Below are 17,756 nucleotides of genomic sequence, written 5' to 3' on the forward strand. Positions count from 1 at the left end.
AGGGCCGTTAGCGCAGGAATAAGTTGAGGATGAACGGACCGGTGGCGCTAAATAAAGCCACTGCTAGGATCCCGCGTGCAATTTGACCCTTCCTGCTTCGGAGATACGTAGCGCTGGCGGGCGCTTGGGGGTGTTGCTGCCAGGCCGCTGACATTTGGAATTCGGGACCTGCCAAGCTCGCGGTTTGCGGACCCTGGACCGAAGCCAAAGTCGCTTCCAGTGGCTTCGCTTCGAGGAAAGTTCGCGAAGTCCAAGCTACCTTTGCCCGTTGCAGCGGGAAGGCCAGTTGAATGTCTGCTCCTTCATGGCTCACGATGAGGACCACGCGCTGAACCGGTCCGAATAACCTTTTCCGCCCCCTGGCTGGTTCGGGGACAATTTCCCGGACGGTCTGCCACGGAAAAACAGCAACGACACCCGGTGAAGCCCCTCCGCCGATCAGCAAGGCACCGTCCCCGCTGAAGCAGAGCGAGAAGAGCCGAGGCAGGCCGGCGGTCCCTGAACGTTGAAACAGTCCCGGGCGGAGGGCACGCAAAGCCTTGAGGAAGGCCTCGTCCCGTCTTCCCTGCAACACGGTGAACCGGCTCAGTTCGCGGGTCATGAGGAAGAAGCCGCTGGCCCGGAGGTCCAGCCACCCAGAAACCCCCATTGCCAGCAGGACCCCGCAGGCCAACTCGGCTAGGACAAATACGGTGAGTCCTTTCCAAACAGAGGGTGCAGGCCCGGCCAGAAGTTCGCGGAGCAGCGGCTGTGCCAGCCACAGCGAGATCGCAAGGACAGCAACCGGAAAGGCCACCCAGGAGAACGCCTTCAGGCGTCGCAGGGCATCGGTCGAGCCTCGGCGGCAGATATGCTTCTCCATCGCATCGCCCACGGTCGCCGCACCGGTAAGGCTGCGGACCTCGAAACTCCGCTTTCCGCCGTCGTCTACGTCGGCAAGGCTTGGGCGGCGACGGCGGCGCGCGGTCCCGGCCTCCGCGGAGTTCCAGCTGTCCAGGGCACGAATCTGGCCGGTGAGGTCAAGCTTGGACAGTTCCGCCCGCAGCTTCCCGGCTTCCAGCGTGGAGGGCGATATGTCGAACTTCGCCAAGCGGCCATTGCCGTCCAACCCGGCAAGCGCTTCCGGGCCGGAGCGGTTCCGCAGAATCCAGCGCGCCAAGGCTGCGGTCATGAAGTGGCAGTCGTCCTTGGCGTCTGCATAGGCGTCCAAACCGGCGTAGCCCATCTGGGGCGTGATGTAGGCCGAGGTCTGCTTCAGCTGGAGTCCGGCGATCGACACGGCTCCGTGCAGTACTGAGGCAACCCCGCACGCGTCATATTTGGCGACGCCCTGCTCTGCAAGGCTATCTCCCGGGCCGAGGCCCAGAATGTCCTTGACCCCGGCTAGACACTCGAAGAACATATAGTCGCCGTGGGCCAGCAGCACGTCGCGAAAGAGAAGCAGATCGACCAATGCTGCCTCAATTGAGGCGGCGGTGCGCGGAGTCCCGTAGTAATGCGATGGCGGGGAGGCTAACCGGATCAAGAATTTCGCGGTTCCCGGCTCGCCGGCGAATCCACAATCCAGGACACCACAGTTTGCTAGGCTGTCCCGCCGCGCCAAGTCCGCCTCAAGTAGTTGAAGGGTGCGCAACCTGAATTCCGGCAGGAACGCCAGGGCGGCATTCAAGGCCGTTACGAGATTCTCATCCGTCCCGCTGTGACGCCCGAGCTCGTCCTCGTGGGCCACGGCCGAGATCCGGCCCACGATCGCATAGATGTCGCTTTGGCTGTCGCTGTCCCCAATGTCCCCAATGTCCCCCATGTCCCCCATGTCCCCCATGCGGACAATGTACAGGGCTTACAAGTACGCCGGGGCGGCTTCCACGCCGAAGTATTCCTCGAGCGTGCCGATGCCGCGGGCGCGCATGTCCGCGGCCGCCTCCTTGCCGACGAAGCGCAGATGCCATGGCTCGTAGAAATACCCGGTGATTTCGTGCAGCATCCACGGGTAGCGGACCACGAAGCCGAAGCGGTGGGCATTCGCCTTGGCCCAGATCGCCGCCGGGCGGTCCTTGAACTGGGGCGTGAAAGAGTCCGCCCCGCTGCCGTCGCCGATGTCGAACGCCCAGCCCGTCTGGTGCTCTGAGTAGCCGGGCCGGGCCGAGGCGGTGTCAGCCTCCGCCTGACCGCGGGAATTCACGTAGCTGCCGTAGGTTGCCCGCTGCGTCGCGAACGAACGGTACCCGCTGGCCAGGGTGATGATGACGCCGTCGGCAGCCGCTGCCGCGAACATCCTCTCAGCCGCTGCCGCCGTCGTGCCGTTCACCAGCGCCGCCTCGCCCGACGTCGCCAAACGGACGGCCGGGCGGGCCAGATCGGGCGGCACAAAGGTGGCGGGGGAGAGCGGGCGGTGCTTGTTGACGATCACCCACGGGCTGGTGGGGTCCGAGAGGGAATGTTGCGGCCCCGGCGCCGCGGCCGATGGAGGGCGAGCAGCGGCCGACGGCGGGACAGGCGACGCCGCCGACGGCGCCTGCGCCGCCGCAGTGGTGCTTTCCGGAACGGGCGCCGACGATGAGCTTGCCGGCGGGGTCGACGCCGCGGCGGCGGCGGTCGACGTCGAACTGCCAGTGCCTGTGCCCGGCGTCGGCCCCGGCGTGCCGGAAGGCGTGAAGGACTGGGCCGGGGTGCAGGCGGACAGCGCCGCGAGGCCCGTGCCCGCCAGCAGGAGGCGGCTGAAGGCCCGGCGGCTCGGCGATTCCGGGCCGGCCTCCCGCCGTCCCGCCGTCCCGTCAGCGTCGTCGTAGCACATCTGTGCTAGACCTTCCTCAGCAGCATCCGGCGGATGGAGTGGTCGGCGTCCTTGGTCAGGACCAGTTGCGCGCGGCCCCGGGTGGGGAGGACGTTTTCCTCGAGGTTGGGCTCGTTGATGCGCTTCCAGATCTCACGGGCGGTCTCTTCGGCCTCGGCATCGGAGAGGGTTGCGTAACGGTGGAAGTACGATTCCGGCTGGGCGAACGCCGTGCTCCGCAGTTTGCGGAACCGGTCCACGTACCACTCCTCGATATACGAGGTCTTCGCGTCGACGTAGATGGAGAAATCGAAGAAGTCGCTCAGGGCCAGGCCCTGCCTGCCGTCCTGCCGCGCCCGGGCCGGAGCCAGGACATTCAGCCCCTCGACTATCAGCACGTCCGGGCGGCGCACCACCACTTCCTTGCCGGGGACGATGTCATAGGTGACGTGGGAATACCAGGGGGCCCGGACCTCCTCGGCGCCGCCCTTGATCTCGCTCACGAAGCGCAGCAGGGCACGGCGGTCGTAGGACTCCGGAAAACCCTTGCGCTCTAGTAATTGCCGGCGCTTGAGCTCGGCGAGCGGGTAGAGGAATCCGTCCGTGGTGATGAGCTCCACATTGGGGGTGCCGGGCCAGCGCCGGAGCATTTCGCGCAGGACGCGGGCAATGGTGGACTTGCCCACGGCCACCGAACCGGCCACGCCGATCACGAACGGCGTGCGCTGGGTGCTTTCGCCGAGGAAGGTGGTGGTGGCAGAGTGAAGCTGGCCCGCGGCTTCCACATAAAGGTGCAGGAGCCGGGACAGCGGCAGGTAGACCTCGCGCACTTCCTTGATGTCAAGGGGGTCCCCGAGGCCGCGAAGGCGGAACACATCCTCTTCATTAAGGGGCTGCTCCATCTGGGCAGCGAGCCGGGACCAGGTCTGCCGGTCCAGCTCCACGAACGGGGAGACACCTTCCCCGTTCGCTTCATTGCGTTGCAAAGTCACCCTAGAGATTCTGCCCTTCACAACGCCGAGAGCGAAATGGACTGGCCGGTGGAAGCCGGGGCCGGCCGTCCTGAGCCCCGCGCAGGGGCCGTCACGCCCCGCCGTCCCACGTCCTCCCTCCCGGAAACCCGCTAGGCTTATGACCATGTGTGGAATCGTTGGATATGTGGGCCACTCAGATGGCCGGGTAAATGCGGGACACGATGCCTTGGACGTTGTCCTTGAAGGATTGCGGCGCCTGGAGTACCGCGGCTACGACTCCGCGGGTATCGCTGTAGTGGCCGACGGCACGATTTCTTCCAGGAAGAAGTCCGGCAAACTGAGCAACCTCATTGCGGAGCTGGACGCCCGCCCGCTGCCGGAATCCCTCACGGGAATTGGCCACACGCGCTGGGCGACGCACGGCGGCCCGACGGACCAGAACGCGCACCCGCACCTGGCCGACGGCGGCAAGCTGGCCCTGATCCACAACGGCATCATCGAGAACTTCGCCGAGCTCAAGCTCGAGCTCCAGCGCAAGGGCGTCACCTTCGAATCCGAGACCGACACGGAAGTGGCGGCCGCCCTGCTCGGGGATGTGTACCGGAACCAGCTCGGCGGCGACGCCAGCAACGGCGGCCTGACCCTGGCCATGCAGCTTGCCTGCCAGCGGCTCGAAGGCGCTTTCACGCTCCTCGCCGTCCACGCCGACCAGCCCGACGTTGTGGTCGCCGCCCGCCGGAACTCCCCGCTCGTCGTCGGCCTCGGCGAAGGCGAGAACTTCCTCGGCTCCGACGTCTCCGGCTTCATCGACTACACCCGGCGCGCCGTGGAACTCGGCCAGGACCAGATCGTCACGATCACCGCCGACTCCGTGGAAATCACGGACTTCTACGGAGCCCCCGCCGAGGGCAAGGAATACCAGGTCGACTGGGACCCGGCCTCGGCGGAAAAGGGCGGCTTCCCGTCCTTCATGGAAAAGGAAATCCACGACCAGCCGGATGCCGTGCTCCAGACGCTGCTGGGCCGCTCGGACATCCACGGCAAGCTGACGCTTGACGAGCTCCGCGTGGACCCGCAGCTGCTCAAGAACGTCAACAAGATCATCGTCCTCGCGTGTGGCACCTCCGCCTACGCCGGGCAGGTGGCGAAATACGCCATTGAGCACTGGTGCCGGATTCCCACCGAGGTCGAGCTCTCGCACGAATTCCGCTACCGGGATCCGATCGTGGACGAGAACACGCTGATTGTCTCCATCTCCCAGTCCGGCGAGACCATGGACACCCTCATGGCGGTCCGCTACGCCAAGGAACAGGGCGCCAAGACCGTCTCCATCTGCAACACCAACGGCTCCACCATCCCGCGCGAATCGGACGCCGTGCTCTACACGCACGCCGGACCCGAAATCGCCGTGGCCTCGACCAAGGCGTTCCTGGCCCAGATCACGGCCGCCTACCTGCTGGGCCTTTATTTGGCACAGCTGCGCGGCAACAAGTTCCAGGGCGAGATCAAGGACATCCTGGCCGACCTGGGCAAGATCCCGGCCAAGATCCAGCGCATCCTCGACAACGAGGCCCAGATCAAGGAACTCGGCCAGTCCATGGCTGACGCCAAGTCCGTGCTGTTCCTGGGCCGCCACGTCGGTTTCCCGGTGGCGATGGAGGGCGCGCTCAAGCTCAAGGAGCTCGCGTACATCCACGCCGAGGGCTTCGCCGCCGGAGAACTCAAGCACGGCCCGATCGCGCTGATCGAGGAAGGCCAGCCCGTCTTCGTGGTGGTCCCGTCCCCGCGCGGCCGCGACTCGCTGCACTCCAAGGTGGTCTCCAACATCCAGGAAGTCCGTGCCCGCGGCGCCAAGACGATCGTGATCGCCGAAGAAGGCGACGAGGCCGTCAAGGCGTACGCCGAACACGTCTTCTACATCCCGGAGACCCCGACGCTCCTGGCGCCGCTGCTCGCAACGGTGCCGCTGCAGATCTTCGCCCTCGCACTCGCCTCGGCCAAGGGTTACGACGTGGACCAGCCACGCAACCTGGCCAAGAGCGTGACCGTAGAATAACGCCATGATTGTTGGCATAGGCGTAGACGTCGTAGACATTGAGCGGTTCGGGCGCCAGCTCGAACGCACCCCCGGGCTGCGCGACAGGCTGTTCGTCCCCGCCGAGCGGGAACTGAACACGCGGTCCCTCGCCGCGCGGTTTGCCGCGAAGGAGGCCGTGGCCAAAGTGCTGGGGGCGCCGGCCGGCATGAACTGGCAGGACTGCTGGATTGGGCTGGACCAGAACGGCCCCACCGTCCAGGTCAAAGGCACCGTACTGGCCGTGGCGGAGTCCAAGGGCGTCAAGCGCTGGCACTTGTCCATGAGCCACGACGGCGGGATCGCCACGGCGACGGTTGTCGCCGAAGGCTGAGACGGCCGTCCAGGCAGAACCGGCCCCAGCGCCGAGCATTCCCCAGCGACCGCGAATGGACTGAAACCATGATCAGCGCCTACACCGGAACCCAGGTGCGTGAGGCCGAAAAGCCATTTCTCGACGACACCCTGGGCTCCGGTGCGGGCGCTGTTCTTATGCAGCGGGCCGCGTACGGCCTCGCCAACGCCGTGATCCGCGAACTGCGCAGCCGCGGGCAGCGGCTGTACGGCTCCAGCGTGGCCGTGCTGGCGGGCAAGGGCAACAACGGCGGAGACGGGCTCTTCGCCGCCGCGCTGCTCGCCCGCCGCGGCATGCGCACGACGGCGGTGCTCACCGCGGGTGCGGCCCACGACGCCGGGCTGGCGGCGTTCCGGAAGGCCGGCGGGCAGGCCGTGGCCCTCACCGGGGACAACGCGGCCGAACTCGCCGCGCTGGCCGGCGGCACCGACGTCGTGATCGACGCAGTCCTCGGGACCGGAGCCCAGGGCGGGCTGCGCGGACCGGCCGCCCAACTGGTCGCGGCCCTGGAACGTTCCCGGCCTGGCTCCCGTTCCCCCTTGGTGGTGGCCTGCGATATCCCCAGCGGGGTAGACGCGGACACGGGGGAGGCGCACGCGCCGGTGCTGGCGGCCGACATGACGGTGACTTTTGGGGCCGCCAAGGCCGGCCTGCTGGCGGACCCGGGCGCGGACTTCGCGGGCGCCATCCGGGTGGTCCCGATCGGAATCGAGCAGGCGCTGCCATGGCCGTCCCTGCGACGGCTTGAGGCCGCAGACCTGTCCGCCCTCCTGCCACGCCCGCAGCGGCGGGCGCACAAGTACTCCCGGGGGGTGCTGGGGGTGGTCGCGGGCTCCGGCGCTTATCCCGGCGCCGCGGTGCTGGCCTGCCAGGGCGCCCGGGCAGCCGGCGTCGGAATGGTGCGTTACCTGGGGCCGCCGGACGTCGCCGACCTGATCCGCCGTTCCTGCCCCGAGGTGGTGTGCAGCGCCGGCGCCGTGGCCGACACGCACGTTCAGGCCTGGCTCGTCGGCTCCGGACTGGATGACTCCGATGAGGAGCAGCTGCAGCGCGCCCGCGACGCCGCAGACTCGGGCCTGCCGACGATCGCCGACGCCGGCGCGCTGCCGGCCCTGCCTGATGTGCTGGCCCCGCAAGTGATCCTGACACCCCACGCGGGCGAACTGTCGGCATTGCTTCAGCGCCTCGGGGTTGTGTTGGACCGCTCCGCCGTCGAAGCATCCACCCTCAGCGCAGTGCGGCGGGCTGCGGGCCTGACCGAAGCCACCGTGCTGCTCAAGGGCGCCACGACCCTTGTGGCCTCCCCCTTCCAGGACTTCTACAGCCAGTCCGAAGGCACGCCCTGGCTCGCCACGGCAGGCAGCGGCGACGTCCTGGCCGGAGTCATCGGCGCACTGCTGGCCCAGTTGGGCGCCGACGTCGGGCGCTTCGGTGCATATGACATCGACCCCGATGCCAGATGGGCGGCGATCGCGGCGATGGCAGCCAGCATCCACGGTCTTGCCGGAGTCCGGGCTTCCCGCGGGGGGCCGGTGACAGCAACGGCCATCGCGCGTGCCGTCCCGGAGGTGATGCGGGAGCTGTAACAAAACGGGGGCGCCCCGGGCGCCCGGGCAAATACTAACCCTACTTACAAGTAGTCTGTCTAGAGAATATTCGTTCCGCACGAGGAGTACACATGGAAGTCTGGCCCGGATCGGCTTACCCGCTGGGAGCCACTTTTGACGGCACTGGCACCAATTTTGCCCTGTTCAGCGAGCGCGCCGAGCGGGTGGAACTGTGCCTCCTCGCCGACGACCTCACCGAGACCCGGATCGAACTGACCGAAGTGGACGGCTACGTGTGGCACTGCTACCTGCCGCAGGTCCAGCCCGGACAGAAGTACGGCTACCGGGTCCACGGCCCGTACGAACCCGAACACGGCAACCGCTTCAACCCGAACAAGCTGCTGATGGACCCCTACGCCAAGGCCGTCCAGGGCCAGATCGACTGGGACCCGGCGCTCTTCACCTACGAATTCGGCGACCCCGACTCGCGCAATGACAGCGACTCGGCCCCGCACACCATGCACGGCGTCGTCATCAACCCGTTCTTCGAGTGGGACGGCGACCGCCAGCTGCGGATCCCCTACCACCAGTCGGTCATCTACGAGGCGCACGTCAAGGGCCTGACCGAGCTCCACCCGGAAATTCCCGAAGAGCAGCGCGGCACCTACGCCGGCGTGTCGCACCCGGCCGTGATTGAGCACCTGAAGAAGCTCGGCGTCACCGCGATCGAGCTCATGCCCGTCCACCAGTTCGTCAACGACGGCACGCTCGAGGAGAAGGGCCTCAACAACTACTGGGGCTACAACACGATCGGCTTCTTCGCGCCGCAAAACACCTACAGTTCCTCCGGCGACGTCGGGCACCAGGTGCAGGAATTCAAGGCCATGGTCCGCGAGCTGCACAAGGCCGGCATCGAGGTGATCCTGGACGTGGTGTACAACCACACCGCTGAAGGCAACCACCTCGGCCCCACGCTGTCCTTCAAGGGCATCGACAACCAGGCCTACTACCGGCTGGTGGACGGCGACCTGAAGCACTACATGGACTACACCGGCACCGGTAACTCCCTCAATGTCCGGCACCCGCACTCCCTTCAGCTACTGATGGACTCCCTGCGCTACTGGGTGACGGAAATGCACGTCGACGGCTTCCGCTTCGACCTCGCCTCCACCCTGGCCCGCGAGTTCTACGACGTGGACAAGCTGTCCACCTTCTTCGAACTCATCCAGCAGGACCCGATCGTCTCCCAGGTCAAGCTGATCGCCGAGCCGTGGGACATCGGCCCGGGCGGCTACCAGGTGGGCAACTTCCCGCCCCAGTGGACCGAGTGGAACGGCAAATACCGCGACACGGTCCGCGACTTCTGGCGCGGCGAGCCCTCGACCCTGGGCGAATTCGCCTCCCGCCTGACCGGTTCCGCGGACCTCTACGAAAGCTCCGCCCGGCGCCCGGTGGCCTCGATCAACTTCGTCACGGCGCACGACGGCTTTACCATGCGCGACCTCGTGTCCTACAACGAGAAGCACAACGACGCCAACGGCGAAGGCAACAACGACGGCGAATCCCACAACCGCTCCTGGAACTGCGGCGAGGAAGGGGACACGGACAACGACCACGTCCTGACCCTTCGGGCCCGCCAGCAGCGCAACTTCATCGCCACCCTGCTGCTCTCGCAGGGCGTCCCGATGCTCCTGCACGGCGACGAGCTCGGCCGCACCCAGCAGGGCAACAACAACACCTACTGCCAGGACTCCGAGCTGAGCTGGATCCACTGGGACGCGATGGACCAGCCGCTGGTGGAGTTCACCGCCGTCGTCAACAAGATCCGGCACGACCACCCGACGTTCCGGCGCAGCCGCTTCTTCGACGGCCGCCCGGTGGTCCGCGGTGAGGGCGAGAAACTGCCGGACATCGTCTGGCTGAAGACCGACGGCACCGGAATGCTCCCGGAGGACTGGGGCAGCGGCTTCGGCCGGACCATCGGTGTGTTCTACAACGGCCACGGCATCCAGGAACAGGACTCCCGCGGACGCCGGATCACCGACGACAGTTTCCTGCTCGGCTTCAACGCCCACGACGACGACGTGGACTTCGCCCTGCCGGCCGAGGAGTACTCACGGTTCTGGGACGTGCTGGTGGACACCGCGGACCAGGCGGACACTGAGGCGCCGCTGAAAGCCGGGTCCGTGCTGAAGCTGGCGGCAAAGTCGATGGTGGTGCTCCGGGCCCACTCCGGCCCCGAGGTGGAAGTGGACTACTCCGCGGCAGCCTCCCTCGCCGCGATGGCCGAGCACGAGGACTCTACGGGTGCCGGTTCTGCGGCCCCGGCACCGGAAGCTCCGGCGGCCCCGGCACCGGAAGCTCCGGCGGCCGCGGCCGAGCCGGCTCCGGCTCCGGAGGCCCCGGCAACCGGGGCCTCCAAGGGCTCCGCGAAAGCCTCCGGCTCGAAAAAGGCGGGGGCCGACAAGCCGAAGACGCCGAAGGGCCGGGCTAAATGAGAACCCCCGTCTCGACGTACCGGCTGCAGATCCGGCCCGGGTTTACGCTGCAGGACGCCGCGCAGACCGTGCCGTACCTGAAGTCGCTGGGCGTGGACTGGATCTACCTCTCGCCGATCCTCACGGCAGAGCGTGGCTCGGACCACGGCTACGACGTCACCGATCCCTCCGCCATTGATCCGGACCGGGGCGGCGCGGACGGCCTGCTGGCGGCGTCGGCCGCCGCGCGGGAGGCCGGCATGGGCGTGCTGGTCGACATCGTGCCCAACCACGTCGGCGTCGCGACCCCGGCCCAGAACCCGTGGTGGTGGTCGCTCCTGAAGGAGGGACAGCAGTCCCGCTACGCGCAGGCATTCGACGTCGACTGGGACTTCGGCGGCGGCCGGGTGCGGATCCCGGTGCTGGGGGACGACTCCGACCTCGACGCGCTGGAAATCAAGGACGGGGAACTGCACTACTACGACCACCGCTTTCCGCTCGCAGAGGGCACGTATACCGCAGGTGACTCCACTGCCGACGATCCCCGCGAGGTCCACGACCGTCAGCACTACGAACTGATCGGCTGGCGCCGGGCCGACACGGACCTGAACTACCGCCGGTTCTTTGCCGTCAACAGCCTGGCCGGGATCCGGGTGGAGATCCCCGAGGTCTTCGATGAAGCCCACGCGGAAGTTGTGCGCTGGTTCCGGGAAGGGCTCGTCGACGGGCTGCGGATCGACCACCCGGACGGCCTCGCCGATCCGGAGGGATACCTGCACCGGCTGCGGGAGGCCGCCGGCGGCAGCTACCTGCTGATCGAGAAGATCCTGGAACCGGGCGAGGCCCTGCCCGCCGGCTTCGAGTGCGAGGGCACCACCGGCTACGACGCCCTCGCGGACGTGGACCGGGTGTTCGTCGACGCCGCGGGTCAGGGCCCGCTTGACGCGCTCGACGCCGAACTGCGCGGCGGCGCTGCCGACTACGAGGACATGATCCGCGGCACCAAACGCCGGATCACAGACGGAATCCTGCACTCGGAAATGCTCCGGCTGGCACGGCTGGTACCTGCCGCGGCAGGACTGGGCCAGGAAGCCGCGGCGGACGCACTGTCCGAGATCATCGCTGCATTCCCGGTCTACCGCAGCTATCTTCCGGAGGGTGCGGACGTCCTTAAAGAGGCATGCGAACTCGCGGTCCGCCGCCGCCCCGAACTGGAAGGCGCCGTCGGCGTGCTGCTGCCCCTGCTGCTCGACGCGCAGGCAGAACTCGGCATGCGCTTCCAGCAGACCTCCGGGATGGTCATGGCCAAGGGCGTGGAAGACACCGCGTTCTTCCGCTACACCCGGCTGGGCACCCTGACCGAAGTCGGCGCCGACCCCACCGAGTTCGCCGTGGCACCGGAGGAATTCCACACCCGGATGGCCCGGCGCCAGGCCGAGCTGCCGTTGTCCATGACCACCCTCAGCACCCACGACACCAAGCGCAGCGAGGACACCCGGGCCCGGATCTCGGTCCTGGCCGAACTCGCACCGGAATGGCAGGCATCCCTGCAGCGGCTGCAGACACTGGCGCCGCTGCCGGACGGCCCGCTGGCCAACCTGCTGTGGCAGGCCGTCGCAGGCGTCTGGCCCGCAGACCGCGACCGGCTGCAGTCCTACGCGCAAAAAGCCGCCCGGGAGGCCGGAAACTCGACCAACTGGATCGATCCGGACGAGGCCTTCGAGGCGAAACTTGCAGCCGCCGTCGACGCCGCCTTCGACACCCCGGAGGTGGCCGCCGAACTGGAGTCCCTCGTGGCCCTGCTGGAGCCCTACGGGGCCGCCAATTCCCTGGGCTCCAAGCTCGTGCAGCTCACCATGCCCGGGGTGCCGGACGTGTACCAGGGCACCGAATTCTGGGACCGCTCGCTGACCGATCCGGACAACCGGCGGCCGTTCGACTTCGGTGCCCGCCGGCGCGCCCTCGCCGCGCTCGACGCCGGTGAGCATCCGGCGTCGTTCCTGGACGAGGCAGCGAAACTCCTCGTCACCTCGCGGGCCCTGCGGCTGCGCCGGGACAGGCCGGAACTTTTCACCGGGTACACCCCGGTCACCGCCACGGGCACCGCCGCAGCGCACCTGCTCGCCTTTGACCGCGGGACTCCCGCAGCCCCGGGCGCGCTGACGCTCGCCACCCGGCTGCCCCGCGGCCTGGAGCAGCGCGGCGGATGGCAGGACACGACCGTCGAGCTCGCCGCGGCCATGGCCGATGAACTGACCGGTGCCACACACGGTCCGGGCACCGTGGCCGTGGGGGAGATCCTGCGGGACTACCCCGTGGCCCTCCTGGTGCCCACCGACTAAGCAGACCTTCGATATGGGGAATAGTACCGACATGGGGAACGGAAGAATGCCATGACCTTGCCTGCACACGGAAGCGACCGCTTCGATCTCTGGGCACCGGAAGCGCAGGCCGTCACGCTCCTCGCCGACGGCCGGAAGTACGACATGACCCGCCGCGGCGCGGAGGCGCCCGGCTGGTGGACCGCCGCCGGGGCGCCCGCCGACGGGGACGTGGACTACGGCTACCTGGTGGACGGGGATCCCACCCCGCTGCCGGACCCGCGGTCCCGCCGCCAGCCCGCGGGCGTGCACGCGCTCTCCCGCACGTTCGACGCCGGACGCCACCAGTGGGCTGACGGCCAGTGGGCGGGGCGGGAGCTCAAGGGCGCCGTCATCTACGAACTCCACGTGGGCACCTTCACGCCGGAGGGAACACTGGACGCCGCGGCAGGGAAGCTGGCGTACCTGGCGGAGCTGGGCATCGACTTCGTCGAGCTGCTGCCGGTCAACGGGTTCAACGGCACCCACAACTGGGGCTACGACGGTGTCCTCTGGTACGCCGTGCACGAAGGCTACGGCGGACCCGCCGCGTACCAGCGCTTCGTGGACGCCGCCCACGCCGCCGGCCTGGGCGTCATCCAGGACGTTGTCTACAACCACCTCGGCCCCAGCGGGAACTATCTTCCCCGTTTCGGGCCCTACCTGAAATCGGGGGAGGGCAACACCTGGGGCGACTCGGTTAACCTCGACGGCCCGGAATCGGACGAGGTGCGCCGCTACATCCTGGACAACGCCGCGATGTGGCTGCGGGACTACCACGTGGACGGTCTGCGGCTGGACGCCGTGCACGCATTCAAGGACGAGCGCGCCGTGCACCTGCTGGAGGACTTCGGCGCCCTCGCCGACGAAATAGCCGCCGAGACCGGACGTCCGGCCACGATGATCGCGGAATCGGACCTGAACAACCCGCGCCTGCTCTACCCGCGGGACACCAACGGGTACGGGCTGGCCGGGCAGTGGAGCGATGACTTCCACCACGCCGTCCACGTCAACGTCAGCGGCGAAACCACCGGCTACTACGCCGACTTCGACTCGCTCGGGGCGCTGGCCAAGGTCCTGGAGTGCGGGTTCTTCCACGACGGCAGCTACTCCAGCTTCCGCGCCCGCCACCACGGCCGGCCCATCGACCCGGCTCAGGTCCACCCGGCCGCGCTGGTGGTGTGCAGCCAGAACCACGACCAGATCGGCAACCGGGCCACCGGGGACAGGCTGTCCCAGACCCTGGGCTACGGGCCGCTCGCCCTCGCCGCCGTCGCCACCCTGACCTCGCCGTTCACGCCCATGCTGTTCATGGGCGAGGAATACGGGGCCACCACCCCGTGGCAGTTCTTCACCTCCCACCCGGAACCGGAGCTGGGCAAGGCGACGGCCGAGGGCCGGATCAGGGAGTTCGAGCGCATGGGCTGGGACCCCGGCGTCGTCCCTGACCCGCAGGATCCGGAGACCTTCACCCGGTCCAAGCTGGACTGGGCCGAGGCCTCGGGAGGGGACCACGCCCGCCTCCTGGAGCTGTACCGGGCACTCATCACGCTGCGCCGCACCACGCCGGACCTGACGGAACCCGGCTTCGAGGACACCGCCGTCGATGTCAGCGAGGACGAGGGCTGGCTGCTGCTGCGCCGCGGCCGCACCGAGGTGGCGATGAACTTTTCCGCCGAGGCGCGGCGGGTCCCGGTCCGCGGGGCGGCCCTGGCCCTGGCAACCGACGACGGCGTCCGGCTGGACCCGGCTTCCGGCGCGGAATCCGCTGCTGGCGGCGCGGCGCCGGCCACACCACTGCATCTACCCGGCCACAGCGCCGCGGTACTCACCCACTAAGGCAGGATATGACGTATGACATATTTGGCAGCTGATACCCGCTACGACTCCATGCCCTACCGCCGCGTGGGGCGCAGCGGCCTGAAACTCCCGGCCATCTCACTGGGACTGTGGCACAACTTCGGCGACGACAAGCCGTTCGAAATCCAGCGCGCCATCCTGCGCCGCGCCTTCGACCTGGGCGTCACCCATTTCGACCTCGCCAACAACTACGGCCCGCCCTATGGCAGCGCCGAGACCAACTTCGGCCGCCACTTCAAGGACGACTTCAAGCCGTACCGCGACGAGCTGATCATCTCCAGCAAGGCCGGCTACGACATGTGGCCGGGCCCGTACGGCAACTTTGGCTCCCGCAAGTACCTGCTGGCCAGCCTGGACCAGTCGCTGGGCCGGATGGGCCTGGACTATGTGGACATCTTCTACAGCCACCGCCCGGACCCCGAAACGCCGATGGAAGAAACCATGGGTGCCCTGGACCAGGCCGTGCGCTCCGGCAAGGCGCTCTACGCCGGGATCTCGTCCTATACCCCGGAACAGACCATTGAGGCCGCGGGGATCCTCAAGGAACTCGGCACCCCGCTGCTGATCCACCAGCCCAGCTACTCCATGCTCAACCGCTGGACCGAGAACGGCAGCCCCAACCTCTTCGAGGCGCTGGAGCAGGTGGGCGCCGGGTCCATCGCGTTCTCGCCGCTGGCCCAGGGTATGCTCACCGACCGCTACCTGAAGGGCATTCCGGCCGACTCCCGGGCCGCCCAGCACAAGTCCCTGGGCGAATCCATGATCACCGAGGAAAAGCTGGACCGCGTGCGCGGGCTCAACCGGATCGCAGAGGGCCGCGGGCAGACGCTCGCGCAGCTGGCCATCGCCTGGATCCTGCGCGATCAGGGCAAGGGCTCGTCGGTCACGTCCGCACTGGTGGGCGCGTCCAGCGTCCGGCAGCTCGAGGACACCTTGTCTGCGATCAACAACCTGGATTTCACGGCCGATGAGATCGACGCGATCGATGAATTCGCCGTCGAATCAGACATCAACCTGTGGGCCCAGAAGTCGTAGGCATCCGCAGTTAACACAAGCGCCGGGGCCGCCGGGGAACAACCGCGGCCCCGGCGGCGTTGACTAGACTACTAAGGGCGCCTTACGGCGTCGTGTCCGCCTGCCGCCCGCACAACTGATGCATTAGATCAGAGTGCGGCCGCGCCGGTCACCCTTGTTTCTCAAAAGGAGTTCCGTGTCTTCACATCCGATTCGTGTTGCAATCGTCGGCGTAGGTAACTGCGCCGCTTCGCTGGTCCAGGGCGTCCAGTACTACAAAGATGCCGACCCCAAGGCCACGATCCCGGGCCTGATGCACGTGGAGTTCGGCCAGTACCACGTCGGCGACGTCCAGTTCGTTGCCGCGTTCGACGTCGACGGCAAGAAGGTGGGGCAGGACCTGTCCGACGCCATCCTGGCCAGCGAAAACAACACCATCAAGATTGCCGATGTCCCGCCGACCGGCGTCACGGTCCAGCGCGGCCACACCCTGGACGGCCTGGGCAAGTACTACCTCGAGACCATCGAGCAGTCCCCGGAGGAGCCGGTCGACGTCGTCCAGGCCCTCAAGGACGCCCAGGTTGACGTCATGGTGTGCTACCTGCCGGTCGGTTCCCAGCAGGCCGCCGAGTTCTACGCCCAGTGCGCGATCGATGCCGGCGTGGCGTTCGTCAACGCCCTGCCGGTCTTCCTGGCCGGCACCAAGGAATGGGCGGACAAGTTCACCGCCGCGGGCGTGCCGATCGTGGGCGATGACATCAAGAGCCAGATCGGTGCCACCATCACGCACCGCGTCATGGCCAAGCTGTTCGAGGACCGCGGCGTCACCCTGGACCGCACGTACCAGCTGAACGTCGGCGGCAACATGGACTTCAAGAACATGCTCGAGCGCGACCGCCTGGAGTCCAAGAAGATCTCCAAGACCCAGGCCGTCACCTCCAACGTCGAGGCCGAGCTCGCCGCCAAGGACGTCCACATCGGCCCGTCCGACTACGTCCAGTGGCTCGATGACCGCAAGTGGGCCTTCGTCCGCCTTGAGGGCCGCAACTTCGGCGACGCCCCGGTGTCCCTGGAATACAAGCTCGAAGTCTGGGACTCGCCCAACTCCGCCGGCGTGATCATCGACGCCATCCGTGCCGCCAAGATCGGCCTGGACCGCGGCATCGGCGGCCCGCTGGTCTCGGCGTCGAGCTACTTCATGAAGTCCCCGCCGGAGCAGTTCAACGACGACCTCGCCCGTGAAAAGGTCGAGGCCTTCATCCGCGGCGACCTGGAGCGCTAACCGCCTTCCCTTCCCCGGTTGCCCTGTCACTTAAGGCTCCTAAACCTCTGGTTTGGCCGCTGCAAGTGATAGGGCAACCGGCGTTTAACGGGGACGAAGAGCGGAGCGGACTCTTTGGGCCGCGCCGCGGAAGTCATCCGCAAGATCATCGGCGTTGAACTTGAAGTACCGCCAGCCGGCCGCGTTGAACGATTCGTCGCGTCGATTGTCCCGGGACTGCTGTTCGCGCGTCAGGTGGTGCCCGCCGTCGTACTGGATGGCCACCCGCTGCCGGCGGTAGCCGAGGTCCGCAGCGGGGGAATGGGGGTCTCCCGGCGCAATCCGGAGCTGCAACTCCGGCTCCGGCAACCCGGCCGCGGTCAGCGCCAGGCGCAGGAACGTCTCGGGGGCCGAGTCGGCACCGGGCCGGATGAGTGCCGTCGCTTGGCGTGCTTTCACGATTCCCTTGAGCTTTGGGTGCCGTTTCAGCATCGCGGTCAGCTGGGGAAGTGTGGCCCACGGCTCCGTGCGGACCTCCAGATCAGGGCGTGGCCGGCGCACGAGTTGGTCGCCCACTGCAACGAGATCGTCCAGCGGCAGGATGCGGGCAAGGTCCAGCCAGGTCCGGGCGGGTGTTGAAATGCGGATGCCGTCCAGAATCATCAGCTCGTCGTCGAACGCAAGGACGGTGTGCCCGACCACGCCCTCACGCCGGACCGGCGGCAGGGCCCTGCGTTTGCTGAGATGCAGTTCGCGGCAGCCGCGGTACCAGGATGGGAGCCACAGTCCCAGCAGTACTGCGGCAGTGAGGTGCGAAATCCACGCGCCCGGCGTCGCGGCCGACAGGGCACGGGCCAGGCTTCGGAGTTCAAATTCCCAGTCTGTGGGCACATGGATCAACCGGCCCGCCGAGGTGATGTCGGAGGAACGGAGCCGTGCACTTCCCAGGCTCGCGGCCCGCGCCTCATAGACCGTGAATGGGGCCGCGGAAAGGTGGGCCGGCAGGGGTGCTGGTGGGTGCATGCGGACCATTCTTGTCCGAACCCCATGTCCCCGCTCCG

The 17,756-nt window shown here is 67.7% G+C and carries 13 protein-coding genes; 9 read left to right on the plus strand and 4 right to left on the minus strand.

Features of this window, described 5'->3' with window-relative positions; translation table 11 throughout:
• Positions 1-7: 7 nt before the first annotated feature.
• Positions 8-1,822, minus strand: a complete 1,815-nt coding sequence (locus AC1D0A_RS10815; protein ID WP_476945763.1) for a hypothetical protein — start codon at positions 1,820-1,822, stop codon at positions 8-10.
• An 18-nt stretch (positions 1,823-1,840) separates the two neighbouring features.
• Positions 1,841-2,410, minus strand: coding sequence for a M15 family metallopeptidase (locus AC1D0A_RS10820; RefSeq protein WP_476945764.1), 570 nt, complete (start codon positions 2,408-2,410; stop codon positions 1,841-1,843).
• Between AC1D0A_RS10820 and AC1D0A_RS10825 the strand changes: the two genes are divergently transcribed.
• Complete coding sequence (locus AC1D0A_RS10825) at positions 2,400-2,789, plus strand: hypothetical protein (RefSeq protein ID WP_476945765.1); 390 nt, start codon at positions 2,400-2,402, stop codon at positions 2,787-2,789. The two genes, AC1D0A_RS10820 and AC1D0A_RS10825, sit on opposite strands and share 11 nt — an antisense overlap.
• Before the next feature lie 10 nt (positions 2,790-2,799).
• On the opposite strand, the gene coaA is transcribed toward AC1D0A_RS10825, so the two are convergent.
• A complete protein-coding gene (gene coaA, locus AC1D0A_RS10830) occupies positions 2,800-3,765 on the minus strand; it encodes a type I pantothenate kinase (RefSeq protein WP_243181059.1) in 966 nt (321 codons plus the stop codon).
• A gap of 145 nt (positions 3,766-3,910) precedes the next feature.
• Between coaA and glmS the strand changes: the two genes are divergently transcribed.
• The 8 genes from glmS to AC1D0A_RS10870 all read left to right on the plus strand — a co-directional run bounded on the left by glmS (position 3,911) and on the right by AC1D0A_RS10870 (position 16,716).
• A complete protein-coding gene (gene glmS / locus AC1D0A_RS10835; RefSeq protein ID WP_243181058.1) occupies positions 3,911-5,803 on the plus strand; it encodes a glutamine--fructose-6-phosphate transaminase (isomerizing) in 1,893 nt (630 codons plus the stop codon).
• A gap of 4 nt (positions 5,804-5,807) precedes the next feature.
• Positions 5,808-6,155, plus strand: coding sequence for a holo-ACP synthase (locus tag AC1D0A_RS10840; protein WP_018773713.1), 348 nt, complete (start codon positions 5,808-5,810; stop codon positions 6,153-6,155).
• A 68-nt stretch (positions 6,156-6,223) separates the two neighbouring features.
• Entirely contained in the window at positions 6,224-7,762 is a 1,539-nt protein-coding gene (locus AC1D0A_RS10845; RefSeq protein ID WP_476945766.1) for an NAD(P)H-hydrate epimerase, read from the plus strand.
• 92 nt (positions 7,763-7,854) lie between these two features.
• Positions 7,855-10,221 (plus strand): glycogen debranching protein GlgX, encoded by a 2,367-nt coding sequence (gene glgX / locus AC1D0A_RS10850; RefSeq protein WP_243181056.1) that lies wholly within the window; start codon positions 7,855-7,857, stop codon positions 10,219-10,221.
• Positions 10,218-12,542: a malto-oligosyltrehalose synthase gene (gene treY / locus AC1D0A_RS10855; RefSeq protein ID WP_243181054.1), complete on the plus strand. Its 2,325-nt coding sequence runs from the start codon at positions 10,218-10,220 to the stop codon at positions 12,540-12,542. The genes glgX and treY overlap by 4 nt, the downstream gene beginning before the upstream one ends.
• Positions 12,543-12,593: 51 nt before the next feature.
• Positions 12,594-14,399: a malto-oligosyltrehalose trehalohydrolase gene (treZ, locus tag AC1D0A_RS10860; protein WP_476945767.1), complete on the plus strand. Its 1,806-nt coding sequence runs from the start codon at positions 12,594-12,596 to the stop codon at positions 14,397-14,399.
• A 15-nt stretch (positions 14,400-14,414) separates the two neighbouring features.
• On the plus strand, positions 14,415-15,455 hold the full coding sequence (gene mgrA, locus AC1D0A_RS10865; RefSeq protein ID WP_476850284.1) for an L-glyceraldehyde 3-phosphate reductase: 1,041 nt from the start codon (positions 14,415-14,417) through the stop codon (positions 15,453-15,455).
• Between the two features lie 175 nt (positions 15,456-15,630).
• The gene (locus AC1D0A_RS10870; protein ID WP_018773719.1) at positions 15,631-16,716 is read left to right on the plus strand and encodes an inositol-3-phosphate synthase; all 1,086 of its coding nucleotides are present in this window, start codon (positions 15,631-15,633) and stop codon (positions 16,714-16,716) included.
• Between the two features lie 84 nt (positions 16,717-16,800).
• On the opposite strand, the gene AC1D0A_RS10875 is transcribed toward AC1D0A_RS10870, so the two are convergent.
• Complete coding sequence (locus tag AC1D0A_RS10875) at positions 16,801-17,718, minus strand: DUF559 domain-containing protein (RefSeq protein ID WP_243181050.1); 918 nt, start codon at positions 17,716-17,718, stop codon at positions 16,801-16,803.
• Positions 17,719-17,756 lie beyond the last annotated feature (38 nt).

This window comes from Arthrobacter sp. P1_D4 (genome assembly GCF_056406115.1).

Coding starts and splice junctions, on each gene's coding strand:
- AC1D0A_RS10845 (WP_476945766.1), top strand. CDS start 6,224: ATGATCAGCGCCTACACCGGAACCCAGGTGCGTGAGGCCGAAAAGCCA.
- treZ (WP_476945767.1), top strand. CDS start 12,594: ATGACCTTGCCTGCACACGGAAGCGACCGCTTCGATCTCTGGGCACCG.
- treY (WP_243181054.1), top strand. CDS start 10,218: ATGAGAACCCCCGTCTCGACGTACCGGCTGCAGATCCGGCCCGGGTTT.
- glmS (WP_243181058.1), top strand. CDS start 3,911: ATGTGTGGAATCGTTGGATATGTGGGCCACTCAGATGGCCGGGTAAAT.
- glgX (WP_243181056.1), top strand. CDS start 7,855: ATGGAAGTCTGGCCCGGATCGGCTTACCCGCTGGGAGCCACTTTTGAC.
- mgrA (WP_476850284.1), top strand. CDS start 14,415: ATGACATATTTGGCAGCTGATACCCGCTACGACTCCATGCCCTACCGC.
- AC1D0A_RS10815 (WP_476945763.1), bottom strand. CDS start 1,822: ATGGGGGACATGGGGGACATGGGGGACATTGGGGACATTGGGGACAGC.
- AC1D0A_RS10840 (WP_018773713.1), top strand. CDS start 5,808: ATGATTGTTGGCATAGGCGTAGACGTCGTAGACATTGAGCGGTTCGGG.
- AC1D0A_RS10875 (WP_243181050.1), bottom strand. CDS start 17,718: ATGCACCCACCAGCACCCCTGCCGGCCCACCTTTCCGCGGCCCCATTC.